Source organism: Shewanella yunxiaonensis, from assembly GCF_018223345.1.
Classification (GTDB): domain Bacteria; phylum Pseudomonadota; class Gammaproteobacteria; order Enterobacterales; family Shewanellaceae; genus Shewanella; species Shewanella yunxiaonensis.
In genome coordinates this window covers 58,935-73,478 of sequence record NZ_CP073587.1, presented here as the reverse complement: position 1 = coordinate 73,478, position 14,544 = coordinate 58,935, and the positions used below count along the sequence as shown (strand labels likewise).

Here is a 14,544-nt window from a genome sequence, read left to right as displayed (position 1 = left end):
TTAATCGAGCAATCAGTGTAGGAAAACGGGTCTAAACCTATTCGATATATACATCACTATATATCGATAAACAACAGATTCGACAAGTTTCGTGATCTGAGGTGGTTTTTCGTGCGGGTTTGAACGAAAATACGGTCAACACCAAGCCGGTAAAAAGAAGATGAATCTCAAAGCCCTACTGACACTGAATGATCAACAGCAGCTGTTTGCGAATCCGCGCCGGATTAAGTTATTACAGCAAATCCGCGATACCGGCTCTATCAGCCAGGGAGCGCGTGAAGCCGGTATCAGTTATAAAGCCGCCTGGGATGCGGTGAACGATATGAACTTGCAAGCAGATATGCCTCTGGTTAGCAGTGAAAAAGGCGGCAAAGGCGGTGGTGGCGCGCAGTTGACCCCTTTCGGCCATCGATTGCTTAAAGTGTATGACTTAATGGATCAGATGCAGGATATGGCGCTGGAAGCCTTGCTTGATGAAGCCGTCCCCATGGATAACTTGCTGGAGCTCATGGCACATTTTTCGCTCAAAACCAGTGCTCGTAATCAATTGTCAGGAGAAATCGTGGGTCTGCAAGGTGACACCTTAAGTGACAATGTGTTGGTACAGCTCAGCAGCGGGCAGCAGGTACACGCCGCGATAACCCATGCCAGCACCGATCGACTGGGATTGCATCCAGGGAAAAAGGTACTACTACTGGTAAAAGCACCAACGGTATTAATCCATAAGCAAGCCGTGAAAAATGGTAACTGTTTGCAGGGACAATTGCTGAATATCAAACGCAATCAGGATAAGAGTGAAATCACTCTCGACATTGGCAATGGCGAAAAGGTGTATGCTTCAGTCGCAAATGAATTACTACAAGACATCGAACTGCAACTGGGTGATTATTTCTACGCCGGCTTCAGTCCAGAAAACACCATTATCGCCACGATGAATTAACACATGACGTATCGCAGGATTAGCACGAACCTCAATGAGTAATGCACATCTGATCACCCGCAAGGGATGGGAAGCGCTGGATCGGGAACTGAAATATCTCTGGAAACAGTATCGCCCTGAAATTACGCTAAAAGTTCAGGAAGCTGCCGCACAAGGTGATCGCTCAGAGAACGCCGATTACACCTACAATAAGCGTCTTTTGCGACAAATTGATCGCCGGGTACGTTACCTGGCTAAACGTCTGGACGAACTGACTATCGTTGATTACTCCCACAAACAGGAAGGCAAAATCTTTTTTGGTGCCTGGGTCGAGTTGGAGAATGACGCGGGCACAGTCGTGCAGTACCGGATTGTTGGCAAAGACGAGATCGACACCAAGAAGGGCTACATCACTATCGATTCCCCGATGGCCAGAGCGCTTATTGGTAAACAGGTAGATGATGAAGTCAGAGTTCAGACGCCATCGGGCCTAAAAGAATGGTATGTTAATGCAATTCAATACCAGCCCTTTAAACCAGAAGAGGAGTGATGCCGTAGTAACAACGCAATCAACGATAGCCATTATCGCCAAGGGTTAAGTTAATTACCCTAGGCCAGCGGCTATCGCAGTAGAACAATTGCGCCTGACATCAAATCAACACCTGCGAGCATTGCCGTAATATCAGTACCCGCTGTTTTCGGTCAAAATACTAAGGGAAATCAATAATTTTAATTGGCTTTATCAAAGACTTGAAACCAGGATTTCACTAATGCCAATCACTGAATATCGTTTTAATCTGAGCGGTAAGGTTAAAACCATATTAAGCATCACGCTGTTACTGGGGATCTGCCACAACAGCCTGGCTGCACCTGTCGATGACGGTAGCTTTATCGCCGATCGCAAATGTCCGTTATATCAATCGAAAAACAAGCACACCAACCCTAACAACCTGTTCAGTACGCCCGGACAAGAGTTTATTGTTAAAGAAGTGCTTGGAACGCCGAACCCACACTGGTTTAGGGTAACAACCGAGTCGCCTCAAGCGCCTTTACGCTGGATTGCCGCTGAATGCGGTCATCTCAAGACCCCGGCGATTGTTGCGGCCCCAGTCGCTAACAAATGTAATCTGCAGCAGCACTTCGACAGTCAGGTATTAGCCCTATCCTGGCAAAGTGCTTTTTGTGAGTTACATGGCAGCAATAAGCCGGAATGCAAAGCGATATCTCGCAAGAGTTATGCGGCGGGACATTTCACGCTGCACGGCTTATGGCCCAATAACAGCAATTGTGGCAACAGCTATGGTTATTGTGGTGCGGTCAAACAGCAACCGAAAAATTTCTGCGATTATCCAGCACTGCCTCTCGATGACAAAACATCTTCGACGTTAAAACAGCTGATGCCCAGCTATGCTTACGGCAGCTGTCTGGAACGACATGAGTATTGGAAACACGGTAGTTGCCGCGATGAACAGCCCAATCACTATTTCCAACTCGCCACCGAGCTCGCCCAACAGGTCAATGATGCGACACCACTTATCAGTTTCATCAGTTATCACCTCGGCGGCACAGTGAAAAAGCAGGATTTTATCAACGCCTGGAAACAAGCTTTTGGCGCCGGAAGTGAGCATAAGCTGACGCTGAAATGTGATAACCAGATGTTGACTGAAATCCGCATCTCACTGCCAGCAACCATTGCGGATGACGCCCCACTGACACAATTATTGACTGAAGCTGCAGCAGTTCGCCCAGGCAATTGTGGCCGAAAATTCCGTATCGACCGCCCTTAAAGCACTGGCGACAAACGGATAATGGCAAAAGTCGCGCCGGTTGGGTCGTTGAGCACAGCGAATCGCCCCACCTCTGGGATGTCATTGGGAGGCACCAATATCGTGCCTCCCATCTCCGATGCGACTTCCACGGTGGCATCACAATCGTCAACCGCAAAATACAGCATCCAATAAGGCGCCATCGCCCCCCATTCCCGCGGCATTTGCATCATACCGCCCAGGCTCACATCGGCCAACTGCCACTCGGTATAGTCAAAATCAGGATTGCTACTGATACGCGGCAGCCAGCCAAAAATCTGCGGATAAAAATCACGGGCAGTCTTTGGATTTTTGCACACCAACTCGACCCAACACAAACTGTTGGTTTCATCAAAGCGTCCTGCGCCAGGATGATTGTTGGCCTGCCATACCGCAAATTTGGCGCCGTCTGGATCGGTAAACATCGCCATGCGCCCCGCGTCCCCCACTTGATGTGGTCCCAGTAATAACTGACCACCAGCCGCATGTACCGCCGTTATCGTTGCATCCACACTATCTACGGCGAAATAGGCGATCCATTGGCTCGGCATGTTTTGCTGCGCTTGTTGTTGATAAATAGCACCGACATCCTCACCATGCAGACTGGCAATAGCATATGCCCCTTGCGGTAATGGCATATCCTGATACTGCCAATTAAAGAGACGCTGGTAAAACACCTTAGCTTGCTCGTACTGGGTACTGGCCAGTTCACTCCAGCAGGGGTATCCCTGTTCATAATGTGCAATCTTCATAACGCAATCCTGCTTGGCTGAGTCGCATTTTTATTAAAGCAGAAGATAGCGCTAACGCACGCATGAGTGAGGAAATATCAAGAGAAATCGATTGGAGCGGGTGAAGGGAATCGAACCCTCGTATGCAGCTTGGGAAGCTGCCGTTCTACCATTGAACTACACCCGCAAATGACGTGACTGCATCGCAGTGGCACCATAAATTACTGACTTTAAGCACAAAGTCAAGCGGCTTGCCATCACACTGACAAGCCGTACCGACAACCGCTCAAATTATCCGCGTTATCCGCGAAATTGCGGCAAAATATCCGCCATCACCAACAGATGACATGCTGCGGTTAATACGCCAAACGCGACGATTACCACAATTAACGCGGTGCCACCAGGTACCTGGAAACGTTTAGCTTCGGCAAACATCTGCCGAGAACGGTAAGCCATCAGCGCTGGCACTATCACAGCCCAGATAGTGGCCGCGAGCGCTGCGAAACCGATTGCGATCAGGAAGCCGTTCGGAAACAACACCCCCATAACTGTTGGGGGAATAAAGGTGACCAACGCGGTTTTAATCCGACCAATGCGGCTATCATCGAAGCCAAACAGATCTGCCACATAATCGAACAAGCCCAGCGTTACTCCTAGGAAAGACGATGCAACCGCCAGGTTTGCGAATAAGGTCAACATGGTATCCAGCATTCCGGAGGGCATAGTTTTACTCAATGCCGCCACCAGTACGCCCATGTTGCCACCCTGCTCAATAATTGCCGAAAAAGCACTACGTTGCAGGTTCCCCATGGTCGCCACCAGCCACCCAAGATAGATAACCAAGGCGATGAAGGTCCCGATAAACAGTGCCTTAACGATCAATGCTGGACGATGGCCGTAATACTTCACCAAAGATGGGACGTTGCCGTGATAACCGAAGCTTGCCAGCCCGAACGGAATGGCTGCCCACAGGTAAGGTGTAAAGTGTTGTGGTCCGTCAGGCTGCCACAATTTCACACTGTCTACCCCGGAAAATAGATGACCAATCGCCAACAGGAAACTAATCACCATGCCGCCGATCATAATGGAGGTCACGCGATCAACGGCTTTGGTACTGATAAATACAATTACCGACAACACCAGCGCAAACATCAGCGCTGCGGCGCTCTGCGGCAGACTCACCCCAGAGCCGGCGAGATAGTGATTGACGATAGAACCGCCGCCGCTGATATAGGCATAAGTCAGGATGTATAGCACAAAGGCAATGGAGGCCCCATTCAGGACCCGCCAGAACTGTCCGAGGGTCTTGCGGGTCAGGGTGTCAAAGCTGGCGCCGGGTTCAAAATGCAGGTTAGTTTCCAGCAGTAACAGCCCGGACATTAACATGCAGAACCACACCACCAGCAACATGACGACCGAATAACCAAACCACATACCGGCGCCAACCACTGGCAGAGAAAACATGCCGGCACCGACAGTGGTACCCGCAATAATCATTGCACCGCCAAGCAGGGAGGGGGCTTTGGCGCTGACATCCTGAGTGTTCATCAAGACTCCTGTCTTATCTGGATACTATCCTCAATGGTTTTACGGATCTCTGGCCGCAACAGCAGATTGGTGTAATCCCGCATCTGGTGGATTGCCTGCTGGTTGTCAGAGCCGCATAAATACCCCAGCTCCTTCAAACGGATGCTGAGCATGGCATAAAGCTTCTTATCGTAAAACTCTGGCGCAGTGATACCGTGCAAAGCCCCCAAACGACTGGCTAGCAGATGACTCTCGCTTTCCAAATCGCCCCGCTCAATTTCCGGATGCGCCGATAATAAATTAAAAATAATGGCATAACGCTGTAAGGTCTCGCCCATTGTCTCGGCAAGCAAGCCTAAGGTGTTAATACCGCTTTCGGTTACCTTTAACGTCCCCGGTGTCAGGTAACCGGCTGCTTCAAAACGTTGTAATATCGCATCGATATAATGCGGCAACGCCTTTTGTCCCATGAACAGTTCCGCCTGCAGTAACGCGAAAAACTTCGGCAAAACGTCCCGTAGCTGTTCCCGACTGCTCAGTTCTGCACGCAGCAAACAGCTGGCAACCAATGCCGGGATCGCAAACAAATGCAGCACGTTGTTGCGATAATAAGTCATGGTAATTGCGACTTTTTCGTCAATCGAAACAATATCACCAAGTCCATCATTATCTACACAAAATTTATTCAGCTCTATGCCCTGGCGCAATAATTCATGACCATCGCCTTCGGCCACCGAACCATAACTGGTATAAGGCACCTGCTGCAGCAGATCCAAATAGAAATCCAGTTGCGCTTCTAACGTCTTACGCGCTAAGGCATGTTGCTTGGTGGACAACAACACCAGACTAATCAGGGCAACCGACGTGGCCGCAGCCGCATCGTTGATATGTGTCATCACTCGACTGGCAAGATTATTCACCATCGGGGTCAGCCATACGGGCTTTTGATCCGGCTCAGCGGACATTTCATCACGCCAATCAGGAGCCGCAGCGGTTAAAAAGCTTTGCAGGTTAATCGGTTCGCCAAAGTTCACATATACCCGGCCAAAGTTACCTAATTTACGCACAGCACCGAGGACCTGCCATACTGACTCTTTTTGCTTCTTCCGTCCGCTAAGCTCTTTCAGATAGGTCGCCACTTCCATCACATGGTCATAGCCCAGATAAACCGGGACTAAGGTTACAGGCCGATCAATGCCACGCAGTACAGAATTGACCGTCATCGCCAGCATCCCGGTTTTAGGTGACAGCAATCTGCCAGTGCGGGAACGGCCACCTTCGGTGAAATACTCTACCGAGTAGCCCTTAGCAAACAGTTGATCGAGATATTCTTTAAATACGGCGGTATAGAGCTTATTGCCATTGAAACTCCGCCGAATGAAGAATGCCCCACCCCGTCGGAATAACGGCCCGGCCGGCCAAAAATTGAGGTTAATCCCTGCGGCAATATGCGGTGGCACCATGCCTTCGAAATACAGCAGGTAAGACAGCAACAGATAATCCATGTGGCTACGATGGCACGGTACATAGACAATTTCATGGCCATCATGATGCAGTTGCCGCACATGCTCCGCGCCTCGAATAGAAATCCCGCGATAGAGCTTGTGCCACAACAGCGTGAGTAGTCGTTTGGAGACGCGAATGAGACTATCAGAATAGTCAGCGGCGATTTCGTCCAGATAAGCTTCGGCCTGAGAACGCGCTTCTATTTCGGTGCTCTTCTTGCTGTCCGCTTCCTCTTTGATTGCCTTGATCAGATTTTCTGACTGCAGCAGGTCGGCAAACAGTGCCTGCCGATTGGGCAATACCGGACCGGTCATCACTTTACGCTGACGGCGGAAATGTACCCGAGCCACCCGCGATAATTTGTGTGCAATCGCTTGGTCGGTGCCATGTTCATCCGCCATGAAGCGCAATGACACCGCATTGGAAAACTGCACAAAGTTGTCACGACCAAGAAAAAGGATCATCAGAAACTTACGCAGCCAGGTAGGGTTCTCCCGCTCAAATACCGCAGCGCGCATCGAGTCGTCTTCTTTGCCAGGGGTACGTCCCCAATAAAGGCTTACCGGCACCAGCTGGATATCCAGTGAACGGTCAGATTTATGCAGATTTAACAGTTGGGTAAAGCTGTTAAGAAACGGCAGTATACCTTTGCGGCTCCCGAACAGCGGTTTAGCCCCTTCCAGGCAAACCACACGTGGCAAGTGTTCATCACCCACCACGAGAGGAGCGTACGGACTTGGCAATCCCAGCTTATCGGTGACATCTGCTAATGCAGCAATATCACTGAGGGATTCGGTTTTCACCACATACGCCATTGGTTTTGATGGATCCAGATTCAAGTCAGTGAATGGATCCTGTGGCACAACCACTGTGTGCACCAGCTGCCGCTGCAGCCAACGCAGCGATGTGCGCCAGATTGAGTCTTGTTTGGACATCGTGTTGTTAGAATCTAAACCTCGGTCAATGACCCCGTAGAATACCAGAATACGCTAAGGCTTAGCCAACAGTCTGATAACTGGTTAATACTTGCGCTATCAAAAATACTGTATATACTAACAGTTACTGTATGAAAAAACAGGAATCAATATGAGACCACTGACACCACGACAAGCGCAAATACTGGAGCTGATTAAGCACAATATTGCCGAGACCGGTATGCCGCCAACACGGGCCGAAATTGCCAGTCGTTTAGGCTTTAAAAGCGCAAACGCGGCAGAAGAACACCTTAAAGCACTGGCCAAAAAAGGGTGTATTGAAATCATGCCGGGCACCTCCCGCGGTATCCGATTACCTATGGATGAAACCGCTCAAGAAGAAACCGGCTTGCCGCTAATTGGCCAGGTAGCCGCTGGTGAACCTATTCTGGCGCAGCAACACGTAGAGCAATATTACCAGGTGGATCCGGCCATGTTTCATCCCAGTGCTGATTTTCTGTTACGCGTACGCGGTGACAGTATGAAAAACATCGGCATTCTTGAAGGCGATCTGCTTGCCGTGCACAAAGTGCAAGAAGCGCGTAATGGACAAGTTGTGGTTGCCCGCGTTGAAGATGATGTCACCGTTAAGCGGTTTGAAAAGAAAGGCAACATCGTTTTACTACATCCTGAAAATGATGATTATCAACCGATTAGAGTGGACCTCACCTGTCAGCCACTGACCATTGAAGGTCTGGCCGTAGGCGTAATTCGTAATGGAGACTGGCTATGAGCATTGTGATGGGTAACGCCCCCAGACATCCGGGGTTATGGCAGGAAGCGATTTATCCGACTGATAGCGCCTGGCAGCAAATGGGGATTGCCAATTTAACGACACGCAGTCATGGACGTCAGGAATTACAGCAGCTGAGTGCACAATTGGCACAATTAAGTCAGCAGGGCCGCTGGATTGTGCTGATTAATCCTGAGAATGCCATAGGTTACAAAGAACTGCTCGCGCGGGCTGGAGTGAGGATGGATCGCGTATTGCAGGTTCGCGCCCGCGACGAAGTTGAAGCCTTGTGGGCCACAGAAAAAGCACTGACCAGCGGCACTTCCAGTGCGGTGATCAGTTGGGTCGAACAGCTGGATCACAAAGATAAACGTCGATTGCAGCTTGTTGCCAAAAGTGCACGGGCCATGGGAATTGTGCTAGAAACCAGTTCCTGTGCGGATAATGCAACTCCACTTCCCCGATTGCAGGCCGTGCATTAACCGCACCTATTAATTTGATTCCTCATACAGCAATAAAAAACCGCAGATGTCACTGCGGTTTTTTATTGCCTGTCATCTCACTGATAGTCCACTTATTCTGCCATCCATTTCCCCGGACGCTCAGTATGATAAATCTCAACGCGCTCAGGTTCAGGGCATGTCGGCAGCAACGCGTCCGCGCCCAACAAGTACCAATCGATACGATGAGCTGTGCCCATATTTTGCCCTTTCGACATATCAAAACACTGCAATTTGTCATCACCAGGTAGCAGCAAATAACGTTTATCACCCTGTAGCATCCAACGCCAGGCGTTACGTTCTTGCTCAGATAGCGGTGCCAGATAACTGAAATGCGTAATGTCGAGCGGTGAAAACAAAATGAACTGCTCTTTAAAATGGAGCAAACCGAGTTGGGCGTCGTTACCTATGACTTCAGCCGTATGCTGCAACACCGCTTTGGGTGTACGAACTGAATCTAATAGCTGATAACCCCAGGTAGCAAACAACATCCAACCAACAAATGTCATGGCTCCGGCGCGGATTAGGGAAAATGAACGGCGTGCCCATCCCAGTATCACCAACCATAGCACGGCCATCACTATGAGGAAGTAACCAAACGCCGCTAGGTTGTCAGTGTACTCATCCAATTTGTTCAGCAGCCAGGGCATTTCCATCACGGCCATCACGCCCAGTGCCAGGGTTAACCCACTGACCAGCCACAGCAGTCCGGTCACTAGCCATTCAAACCAGCGTCTTTGTCCCACACCTTGCAATGCAGCAGCAACGGCCAGAGAGGCGATAGGTAGTGCCGGTAAAATATAAAGGTTACGTTTGCCTGGACTGATACTAAAAAACAGCACGACCAGCGCTACCCAAGCCAACAGAATGACAATCTGCGGATCAGCCTTTATTTTTGCAACAAACGTCTTCCAGTGCGCGACCGCGAGAAATGGCAGCGGAAACCATAACCAAGGGATCACACTGACAATAAAGAAATACCACGGTTTAATATGGTGCCAGGCATTAGCGTAACGATGACCGGTTTGCTTAAACAGAATATTGTTCATGTAAGCGGTGTATTCCGGCGAGCCATTGTGTAACACCGTCAACACCATTGGCACCAACCAAGCAGCAATAACAGCCAACATGACCAAAGGCCCCAATGCCGCCCGCCACTTCCAACTAGGGCGATAAAGTTGTTGGCGCCAAGCATAGAACCCTAAAGGCAACAACATCAATAATGGCAGAAAGCCAACCCCTTTGGTGATGACGCCAAGGCCCATAAACGCCCAAGAAACAAAATACCACCGCCAATTCGGACCAAGCATAAAGTGACGGATCAGTCCGTAACAACCTACGGTAATCCAACACATCACCATGGCATCTATCTGGGCACTTTTCACTTGCACCAGAAACTGTGGTACCAATAACAGCAACAATGCAGCGTTGCGTCCGGTGCGAACATTCCACAATTTGGCACCAAGGTCATACACCAGCATCACGGTCAGTAAGCCACAAAATGCGTTGGGTAACAGGAAAGCTAATTTGAGGTTTCCTAAAATCAGATAACAAAGTGCAATGGCCCACATGAATACCGGTGGTTTGTCCGGATAAAATTCACCACCGCGACTGGGAAACAGCCACTGGCCATTAGCCACCATTTCACGGGCTGCTTCTACGAATCTCGGTTCATCAGCTGGCCAAGGAGAGCGCAGACCGACACCGATCAGCATGACCACGAGGGTCAGCCAGAACAGGGCCCAGAACACTCGGCGATAGTCGTCTGAGTCAAACGGTTTGAACAGGAAATTCATTTAACAGTCTCTTTATCTTCGGTAATCAGCTCGTCTACCTGATGTTGTAAACGACTGCGATATAGATAGGCGCCGATAATACTGGACACTAAAAACAGCACGATGCTGATGCTTAGTTGAATATGATCCGATAACCCCAACCCGGCACCTGCAAAGGAAAAAATCAGCATCTGCGGTAAATAGCCGATGGTACTGCCAACCATAAAGCCTCTGGCGGGTACGTGGGTAGCCCCCGCGAACAGGTTAGTCAACAAATTGCTGCCAACCGGTAACAAGCGGATCATCAAGACTTTGAGCCAGGTATTGCGGATCACCAGATTTTCAAACTTTTGCAGTCTGCGACCAAAACGACGTTGCAGACTACTGCGGAAGGTCAGTCGTGCCACATAGAAACTGATGGCACATCCCAGCAACGCCGCTAACGTGGAATATAGCGCGCCTTGCCAGCCTCCGATGGCAAAGCCAAAGACAAAGGCAATGACCTGACGTGGGCCGCCAACTGCGGTGAAAAAGCCGCCGGCGAGTAATAGAATACCCCAGCCGTAAAGCCCATTAGTTTTCACAAAGCGTGCGACCCAGTTACTATCGGTCAGGTGTTCAAACCACCCTTCTTTTACCGCCCAGGTCAGTAACAATAAAATGACAACGACGACACCGGCCTTAGCCAGCCGCTTGAGTCCATTATTGGGTGCTATCAATGCGTTTAATCTCTGCTATTTTTGCTCTGCGGATAAGCCACATCACCCCCAGAATGTCGACAATGCCAACCCACATTCTATTCCAGGCGGTGTACTTGGAAACACCGACGCCACGATCACGATGATGCACTACCGAGATATAGACTTCGCCACCAAGACATCTTACCAATGCAGGAATATAACGGTGCATGTGATTAAAATATGGCAACCTTAAAAAAGTCTCGCGCGGAAACAGTTTCAGACCACAACCGGTGTCTGGCACCCCGTCGTGCAACATGGCATCGCGAACTTTGTTAGCAAATCGAGATTGGAAGCGTTTCCAGGCAGTGTCTTTGCGGTTTTTACGATAGCCAGCGATACAAAAATGTTCAGCAGTAATATTTTCGGTCAATTTCAGCATCGCCGGGATATCAGCGGGATCATTTTGGCCATCGGCATCCAGCGTCACAATATACTTCCCAGATGCCTGGCGAACCCCGGTAGCGACAGCGGTACTCTGTCCGGTACTACGGTTATGAACAATCGCCTTGGCACTGCAATGATTTTTATTCGCGGTGTCGATAACTTCCTGAGCAGTACCGTCACTGCTGCCATCATCGACCACCAGAATTTCAAAATCGCACAGACCATTCAGTGATTGACATATTTCATCCATTAGCGGACCGATGTTGCCAGCTTCATCTTTGGCAGGTATTACTACAGAAATCAACGATATACTCCCGAACCTTAACAATAGGTCTCTGACATTTCGCCGCTCAGCATAATGGCCAATTATTAGCGAAATATTATGATCTGCATATGATGCCTAAAACCCGCACGTTGGAGCAAGTCTTAAGCCGCCATCCTATCGCCGTTTTATGACGCTTTCCCGATAATTGGGTCATTAATAACAATCAGGTAATTGCAATCTGGTTATTCCGCTAACCACTGTCCCCGATCATCCGGCCGGACCCACGCTTGCGAAAACCAGTAATAACCGCTCCCCTGCTTGCTGGGTACGGTACAGTTATAACGCGAGCGACCTGCTGGCAGAGGCTTCTGTGCCTGGATCATAAAGGTATCGTTGGTTAACCATTGCGGTGCAGTAGCGGGCTGCCCCGGCAAATAACATAACATCTGCGATGGATTGATATCATCGAGTTTTAAGGTTACACGCAATTGCGGTTGCCATTGACCCGCAGCCAGTTCTGGATTGGTTGGAGAACTGCTGACCACCGGCATATTGCGTGCAAGCAGTTTAACCTTTAGCGTATTCATTTCGGCATAGACTCCCGCGGCGGGAAATCTTGGTAACGCGGTCAACTCTGAATAAGGGCCCGCTGCACCGGATTGCTGACCAAAGCCAACATAGCCTAATTGGGTCAACAGTTGTTGCAATGCGGTATTGTACTCACCGTAGGGATAGGCCAGCATTTTGACATCCTGCCCGGTTCTGGCTTTCAACTCAGCTTCAGTATCAAGAATATTTTGCTTCACTCGGGCGAGCCACTGCGACTCGGTTTCACCGGGGAGTTTACGAATAAGATGTTCATGACCATAGCTATGGTTAGCAATGGTTACCCCCTCTTTCGCGAGTTGCTGCAATTGTTGCCAGCTCATCATTTCACGGTAACCTTTTGCGGTGGGTGCTATCGACACAAACAAAGTATAAGGAAATCCATAAGATTTAAGGATTGGACGCGCGGTTTCAAAAATACTCCGATAACCATCGTCGAAGGTAATGGCCACGGTTTTGACCGGCAAATCCTCACCTTTTTTAATGGTGTCAACAACCGTTGTTAACGGTACAACCTTGAATCCATTCTCTGCCAGATACTGCATCTGCTGTTTGAATTGCGCCGGAGTCACGCTGGTGACTTTAGGTGTGGTTTCTGAAACATGATGGTACTGTAGAATGACCACCGCCTGACACAAGGGTGCGGCAAGCATTAGCGCCAAAGCAACTAACACACGTTTACCACTTAACATTTACCAACCTCCGGGGAATTATGCTGTTCAGCCTGTTTGATCGACAAAAAAACCGACGCTTGTTGGCGCTGGCTGTGCCAATGATTTTGTCCAACATTACCGTGCCACTACTGGGACTGGTAGATACTGCCGTTATCGGTCATCTGAGTGATGCCTGGTTTCTTGGCGGCGTGGCATTAGGGTCGACCATTATAACATTGCTGTTCTGGTTATTGGCATTTCTGCGCATGGCAACCACTGGCCTGACGGCTCACGCCTTTGGTGCCGGTGATAGCAGTAAACAGCAGCTAGTGTTATTGCAGTCCGGACTGCTGGCGTTGGGGTTAGGGATGCTACTGTTGGTGCTACAAAATCCTATCTGGGCCTTGGCTGATTACCTGAATAATGCCAGTCCAGAAGTCGCCAGCTATGCCAAGAGCTATTTTCTGATCCGCATCTGGTCCGCACCATTTGCCTTACTCAACCTTGTGTTACTCGGCTGGCTGCTAGGGCGGCAGCGACCCAAGGCGGCGATGTGGCAACTTATCATTGCTAACCTCGCGAATATTTTGCTGGACTTATTCCTGGTACTCGGACTCAATCTGGGCGTCGCCGGGGCCGCATTGGCATCGGTAGCATCGGATCTGCTCGCCTGTGGCGTCGCAGTTTATGTGGTGATCTGCGAATTGAAGCAGATGCCATCTATCGCGCTAACCTCAATTTTGGAACGGCTTAATCTTCAGGGATTCGCCCAGCTATTAAGACTTAATCGGGACATTTTCATTCGTAGTCTCTGTCTCCAGGGAACCTTTGCCTTTATGACCTTCAAGGGGGCGGGGATCAGTGATGAAATCGTCGCCGCTAACGCAGTGTTGCTGAATTTACTGTTGCTGATCGCATACGCCCTTGACGGTATAGCATATTACGCCGAGGCCGAAGTCGGTCAGGCGAGTGGTAAAGGCCGAGACGATGAGGTGAAAGCCGCGGTATCACTCGCATTTGGCTGGTCACTGGTGGTTGCCTGTGGCTTTTGCTTAGTGTTTATGGTCGGCGGGGTGCAACTGGTCGCCTTACTTACCAATATTGCCAGTGTACGCAACACTGCGGATAGCTACCTGCCCTGGCTGACATTTATGCCGTTGTTGGCATTTGGCTGTTATCTGTTTGATGGCGTCTATATTGGTGCCGCTAAAGGCGCGGTAATGCGCAACAGTATGTTAACGGCATCGCTCGGAGTATTTTTACCGATTTGGTGGTTATTACAACACTGGGGCAATCATGGTTTATGGGCTGCACTTAGCGGATTTATGTTGGCGCGCACACTGACACTCGGTGGTCATTATTGGGTCAACCGCGACCACTTTATCAGTGGTAAGCTCGTCAGGCAGCGATCCTAGATTATCCCGCA

General features: G+C 49.7%; 13 protein-coding genes and 1 tRNA gene. 6 read left to right on the top strand and 8 right to left on the bottom strand.

Annotation, left to right across the window (positions count from 1 at the left end; all coding sequences use genetic code 11):
• Positions 1 to 160: 160 nt before the first annotated feature.
• From KDN34_RS00350 to KDN34_RS00340, 3 genes are all read left to right on the top strand, one after another.
• Positions 161 to 940 carry a TOBE domain-containing protein gene (locus KDN34_RS00350; protein WP_212595005.1) on the top strand — a complete coding sequence of 260 codons (780 nt, stop codon included), beginning with the start codon at positions 161 to 163 and terminating at the stop codon, positions 938 to 940.
• A 34-nt stretch (positions 941 to 974) separates the two neighbouring features.
• Positions 975 to 1,469 (top strand): transcription elongation factor GreB, encoded by a 495-nt coding sequence (gene greB / locus KDN34_RS00345; protein ID WP_212595004.1) that lies wholly within the window; start codon positions 975 to 977, stop codon positions 1,467 to 1,469.
• 220 nt (positions 1,470 to 1,689) lie between these two features.
• A complete protein-coding gene (locus KDN34_RS00340; protein WP_212595003.1) occupies positions 1,690 to 2,706 on the top strand; it encodes a ribonuclease T2 family protein in 1,017 nt (338 codons plus the stop codon).
• On the opposite strand, the gene KDN34_RS00335 is transcribed toward KDN34_RS00340, so the two are convergent.
• From KDN34_RS00335 to plsB, 4 genes are all read right to left on the bottom strand, one after another.
• Positions 2,703 to 3,476: a VOC family protein gene (locus KDN34_RS00335; protein ID WP_212595002.1), complete on the bottom strand. Its 774-nt coding sequence runs from the start codon at positions 3,474 to 3,476 to the stop codon at positions 2,703 to 2,705. The two genes, KDN34_RS00340 and KDN34_RS00335, sit on opposite strands and share 4 nt — an antisense overlap.
• Positions 3,477 to 3,568: 92 nt before the next feature.
• Positions 3,569 to 3,642 (bottom strand) — tRNA-Gly (locus KDN34_RS00330).
• Between the two features lie 113 nt (positions 3,643 to 3,755).
• Entirely contained in the window at positions 3,756 to 5,003 is a 1,248-nt protein-coding gene (gene mtr / locus KDN34_RS00325; protein WP_212595001.1) for a tryptophan permease, read from the bottom strand.
• Positions 5,003 to 7,423, bottom strand: a complete 2,421-nt coding sequence (plsB, locus tag KDN34_RS00320; RefSeq protein ID WP_212595000.1) for a glycerol-3-phosphate 1-O-acyltransferase PlsB — start codon at positions 7,421 to 7,423, stop codon at positions 5,003 to 5,005. The genes mtr and plsB overlap by 1 nt, the downstream gene beginning before the upstream one ends.
• 151 nt (positions 7,424 to 7,574) lie before the next feature.
• Here plsB and lexA point away from each other — a divergent pair, with 151 nt between their 5' ends.
• Positions 7,575 to 8,195, top strand: a complete 621-nt coding sequence (gene lexA, locus KDN34_RS00315; RefSeq protein ID WP_212594999.1) for a transcriptional repressor LexA — start codon at positions 7,575 to 7,577, stop codon at positions 8,193 to 8,195.
• Complete coding sequence (locus KDN34_RS00310; RefSeq protein WP_212594998.1) at positions 8,192 to 8,677, top strand: cell division inhibitor SulA; 486 nt, start codon at positions 8,192 to 8,194, stop codon at positions 8,675 to 8,677. Before lexA ends, KDN34_RS00310 begins: the two co-directional genes overlap by 4 nt.
• 92 nt (positions 8,678 to 8,769) lie before the next feature.
• Here KDN34_RS00310 and KDN34_RS00305 read toward each other — a convergent pair whose 3' ends face one another.
• The 4 genes from KDN34_RS00305 to KDN34_RS00290 all read right to left on the bottom strand — a co-directional run bounded on the left by KDN34_RS00305 (position 8,770) and on the right by KDN34_RS00290 (position 13,157).
• Positions 8,770 to 10,491: an ArnT family glycosyltransferase gene (locus KDN34_RS00305; RefSeq protein WP_212594997.1), complete on the bottom strand. Its 1,722-nt coding sequence runs from the start codon at positions 10,489 to 10,491 to the stop codon at positions 8,770 to 8,772.
• The gene (locus tag KDN34_RS00300) at positions 10,488 to 11,189 is read right to left on the bottom strand and encodes a TVP38/TMEM64 family protein (RefSeq protein ID WP_228730386.1); all 702 of its coding nucleotides are present in this window, start codon (positions 11,187 to 11,189) and stop codon (positions 10,488 to 10,490) included. The genes KDN34_RS00305 and KDN34_RS00300 overlap by 4 nt, the downstream gene beginning before the upstream one ends.
• Positions 11,173 to 11,898, bottom strand: coding sequence for a glycosyltransferase family 2 protein (locus tag KDN34_RS00295; protein ID WP_212594996.1), 726 nt, complete (start codon positions 11,896 to 11,898; stop codon positions 11,173 to 11,175). Before KDN34_RS00295 ends, KDN34_RS00300 begins: the two co-directional genes overlap by 17 nt.
• 203 nt (positions 11,899 to 12,101) lie before the next feature.
• Positions 12,102 to 13,157: a polysaccharide deacetylase family protein gene (locus KDN34_RS00290; RefSeq protein ID WP_212594995.1), complete on the bottom strand. Its 1,056-nt coding sequence runs from the start codon at positions 13,155 to 13,157 to the stop codon at positions 12,102 to 12,104.
• 20 nt (positions 13,158 to 13,177) lie between these two features.
• Here KDN34_RS00290 and KDN34_RS00285 point away from each other — a divergent pair, with 20 nt between their 5' ends.
• Positions 13,178 to 14,533, top strand: a complete 1,356-nt coding sequence (locus KDN34_RS00285; RefSeq protein ID WP_212594994.1) for an MATE family efflux transporter — start codon at positions 13,178 to 13,180, stop codon at positions 14,531 to 14,533.
• Positions 14,534 to 14,544 lie beyond the last annotated feature (11 nt).

What these genes read in the sequence shown, in the direction of transcription:
- KDN34_RS00350 (WP_212595005.1), top strand. Translation starts at nt 161, where the DNA reads ATGAATCTCAAAGCCCTACTGACACTGAATGATCAACAGCAGCTGTTT.
- greB (WP_212595004.1), top strand. Translation starts at nt 975, where the DNA reads ATGAGTAATGCACATCTGATCACCCGCAAGGGATGGGAAGCGCTGGAT.
- KDN34_RS00340 (WP_212595003.1), top strand. Translation starts at nt 1,690, where the DNA reads ATGCCAATCACTGAATATCGTTTTAATCTGAGCGGTAAGGTTAAAACC.
- KDN34_RS00335 (WP_212595002.1), bottom strand. Translation starts at nt 3,476, where the DNA reads ATGAAGATTGCACATTATGAACAGGGATACCCCTGCTGGAGTGAACTG.
- mtr (WP_212595001.1), bottom strand. Translation starts at nt 5,003, where the DNA reads ATGAACACTCAGGATGTCAGCGCCAAAGCCCCCTCCCTGCTTGGCGGT.
- plsB (WP_212595000.1), bottom strand. Translation starts at nt 7,423, where the DNA reads ATGTCCAAACAAGACTCAATCTGGCGCACATCGCTGCGTTGGCTGCAG.
- lexA (WP_212594999.1), top strand. Translation starts at nt 7,575, where the DNA reads ATGAGACCACTGACACCACGACAAGCGCAAATACTGGAGCTGATTAAG.
- KDN34_RS00310 (WP_212594998.1), top strand. Translation starts at nt 8,192, where the DNA reads ATGAGCATTGTGATGGGTAACGCCCCCAGACATCCGGGGTTATGGCAG.
- KDN34_RS00305 (WP_212594997.1), bottom strand. Translation starts at nt 10,491, where the DNA reads ATGAATTTCCTGTTCAAACCGTTTGACTCAGACGACTATCGCCGAGTG.
- KDN34_RS00290 (WP_212594995.1), bottom strand. Translation starts at nt 13,157, where the DNA reads ATGTTAAGTGGTAAACGTGTGTTAGTTGCTTTGGCGCTAATGCTTGCC.
- KDN34_RS00285 (WP_212594994.1), top strand. Translation starts at nt 13,178, where the DNA reads ATGCTGTTCAGCCTGTTTGATCGACAAAAAAACCGACGCTTGTTGGCG.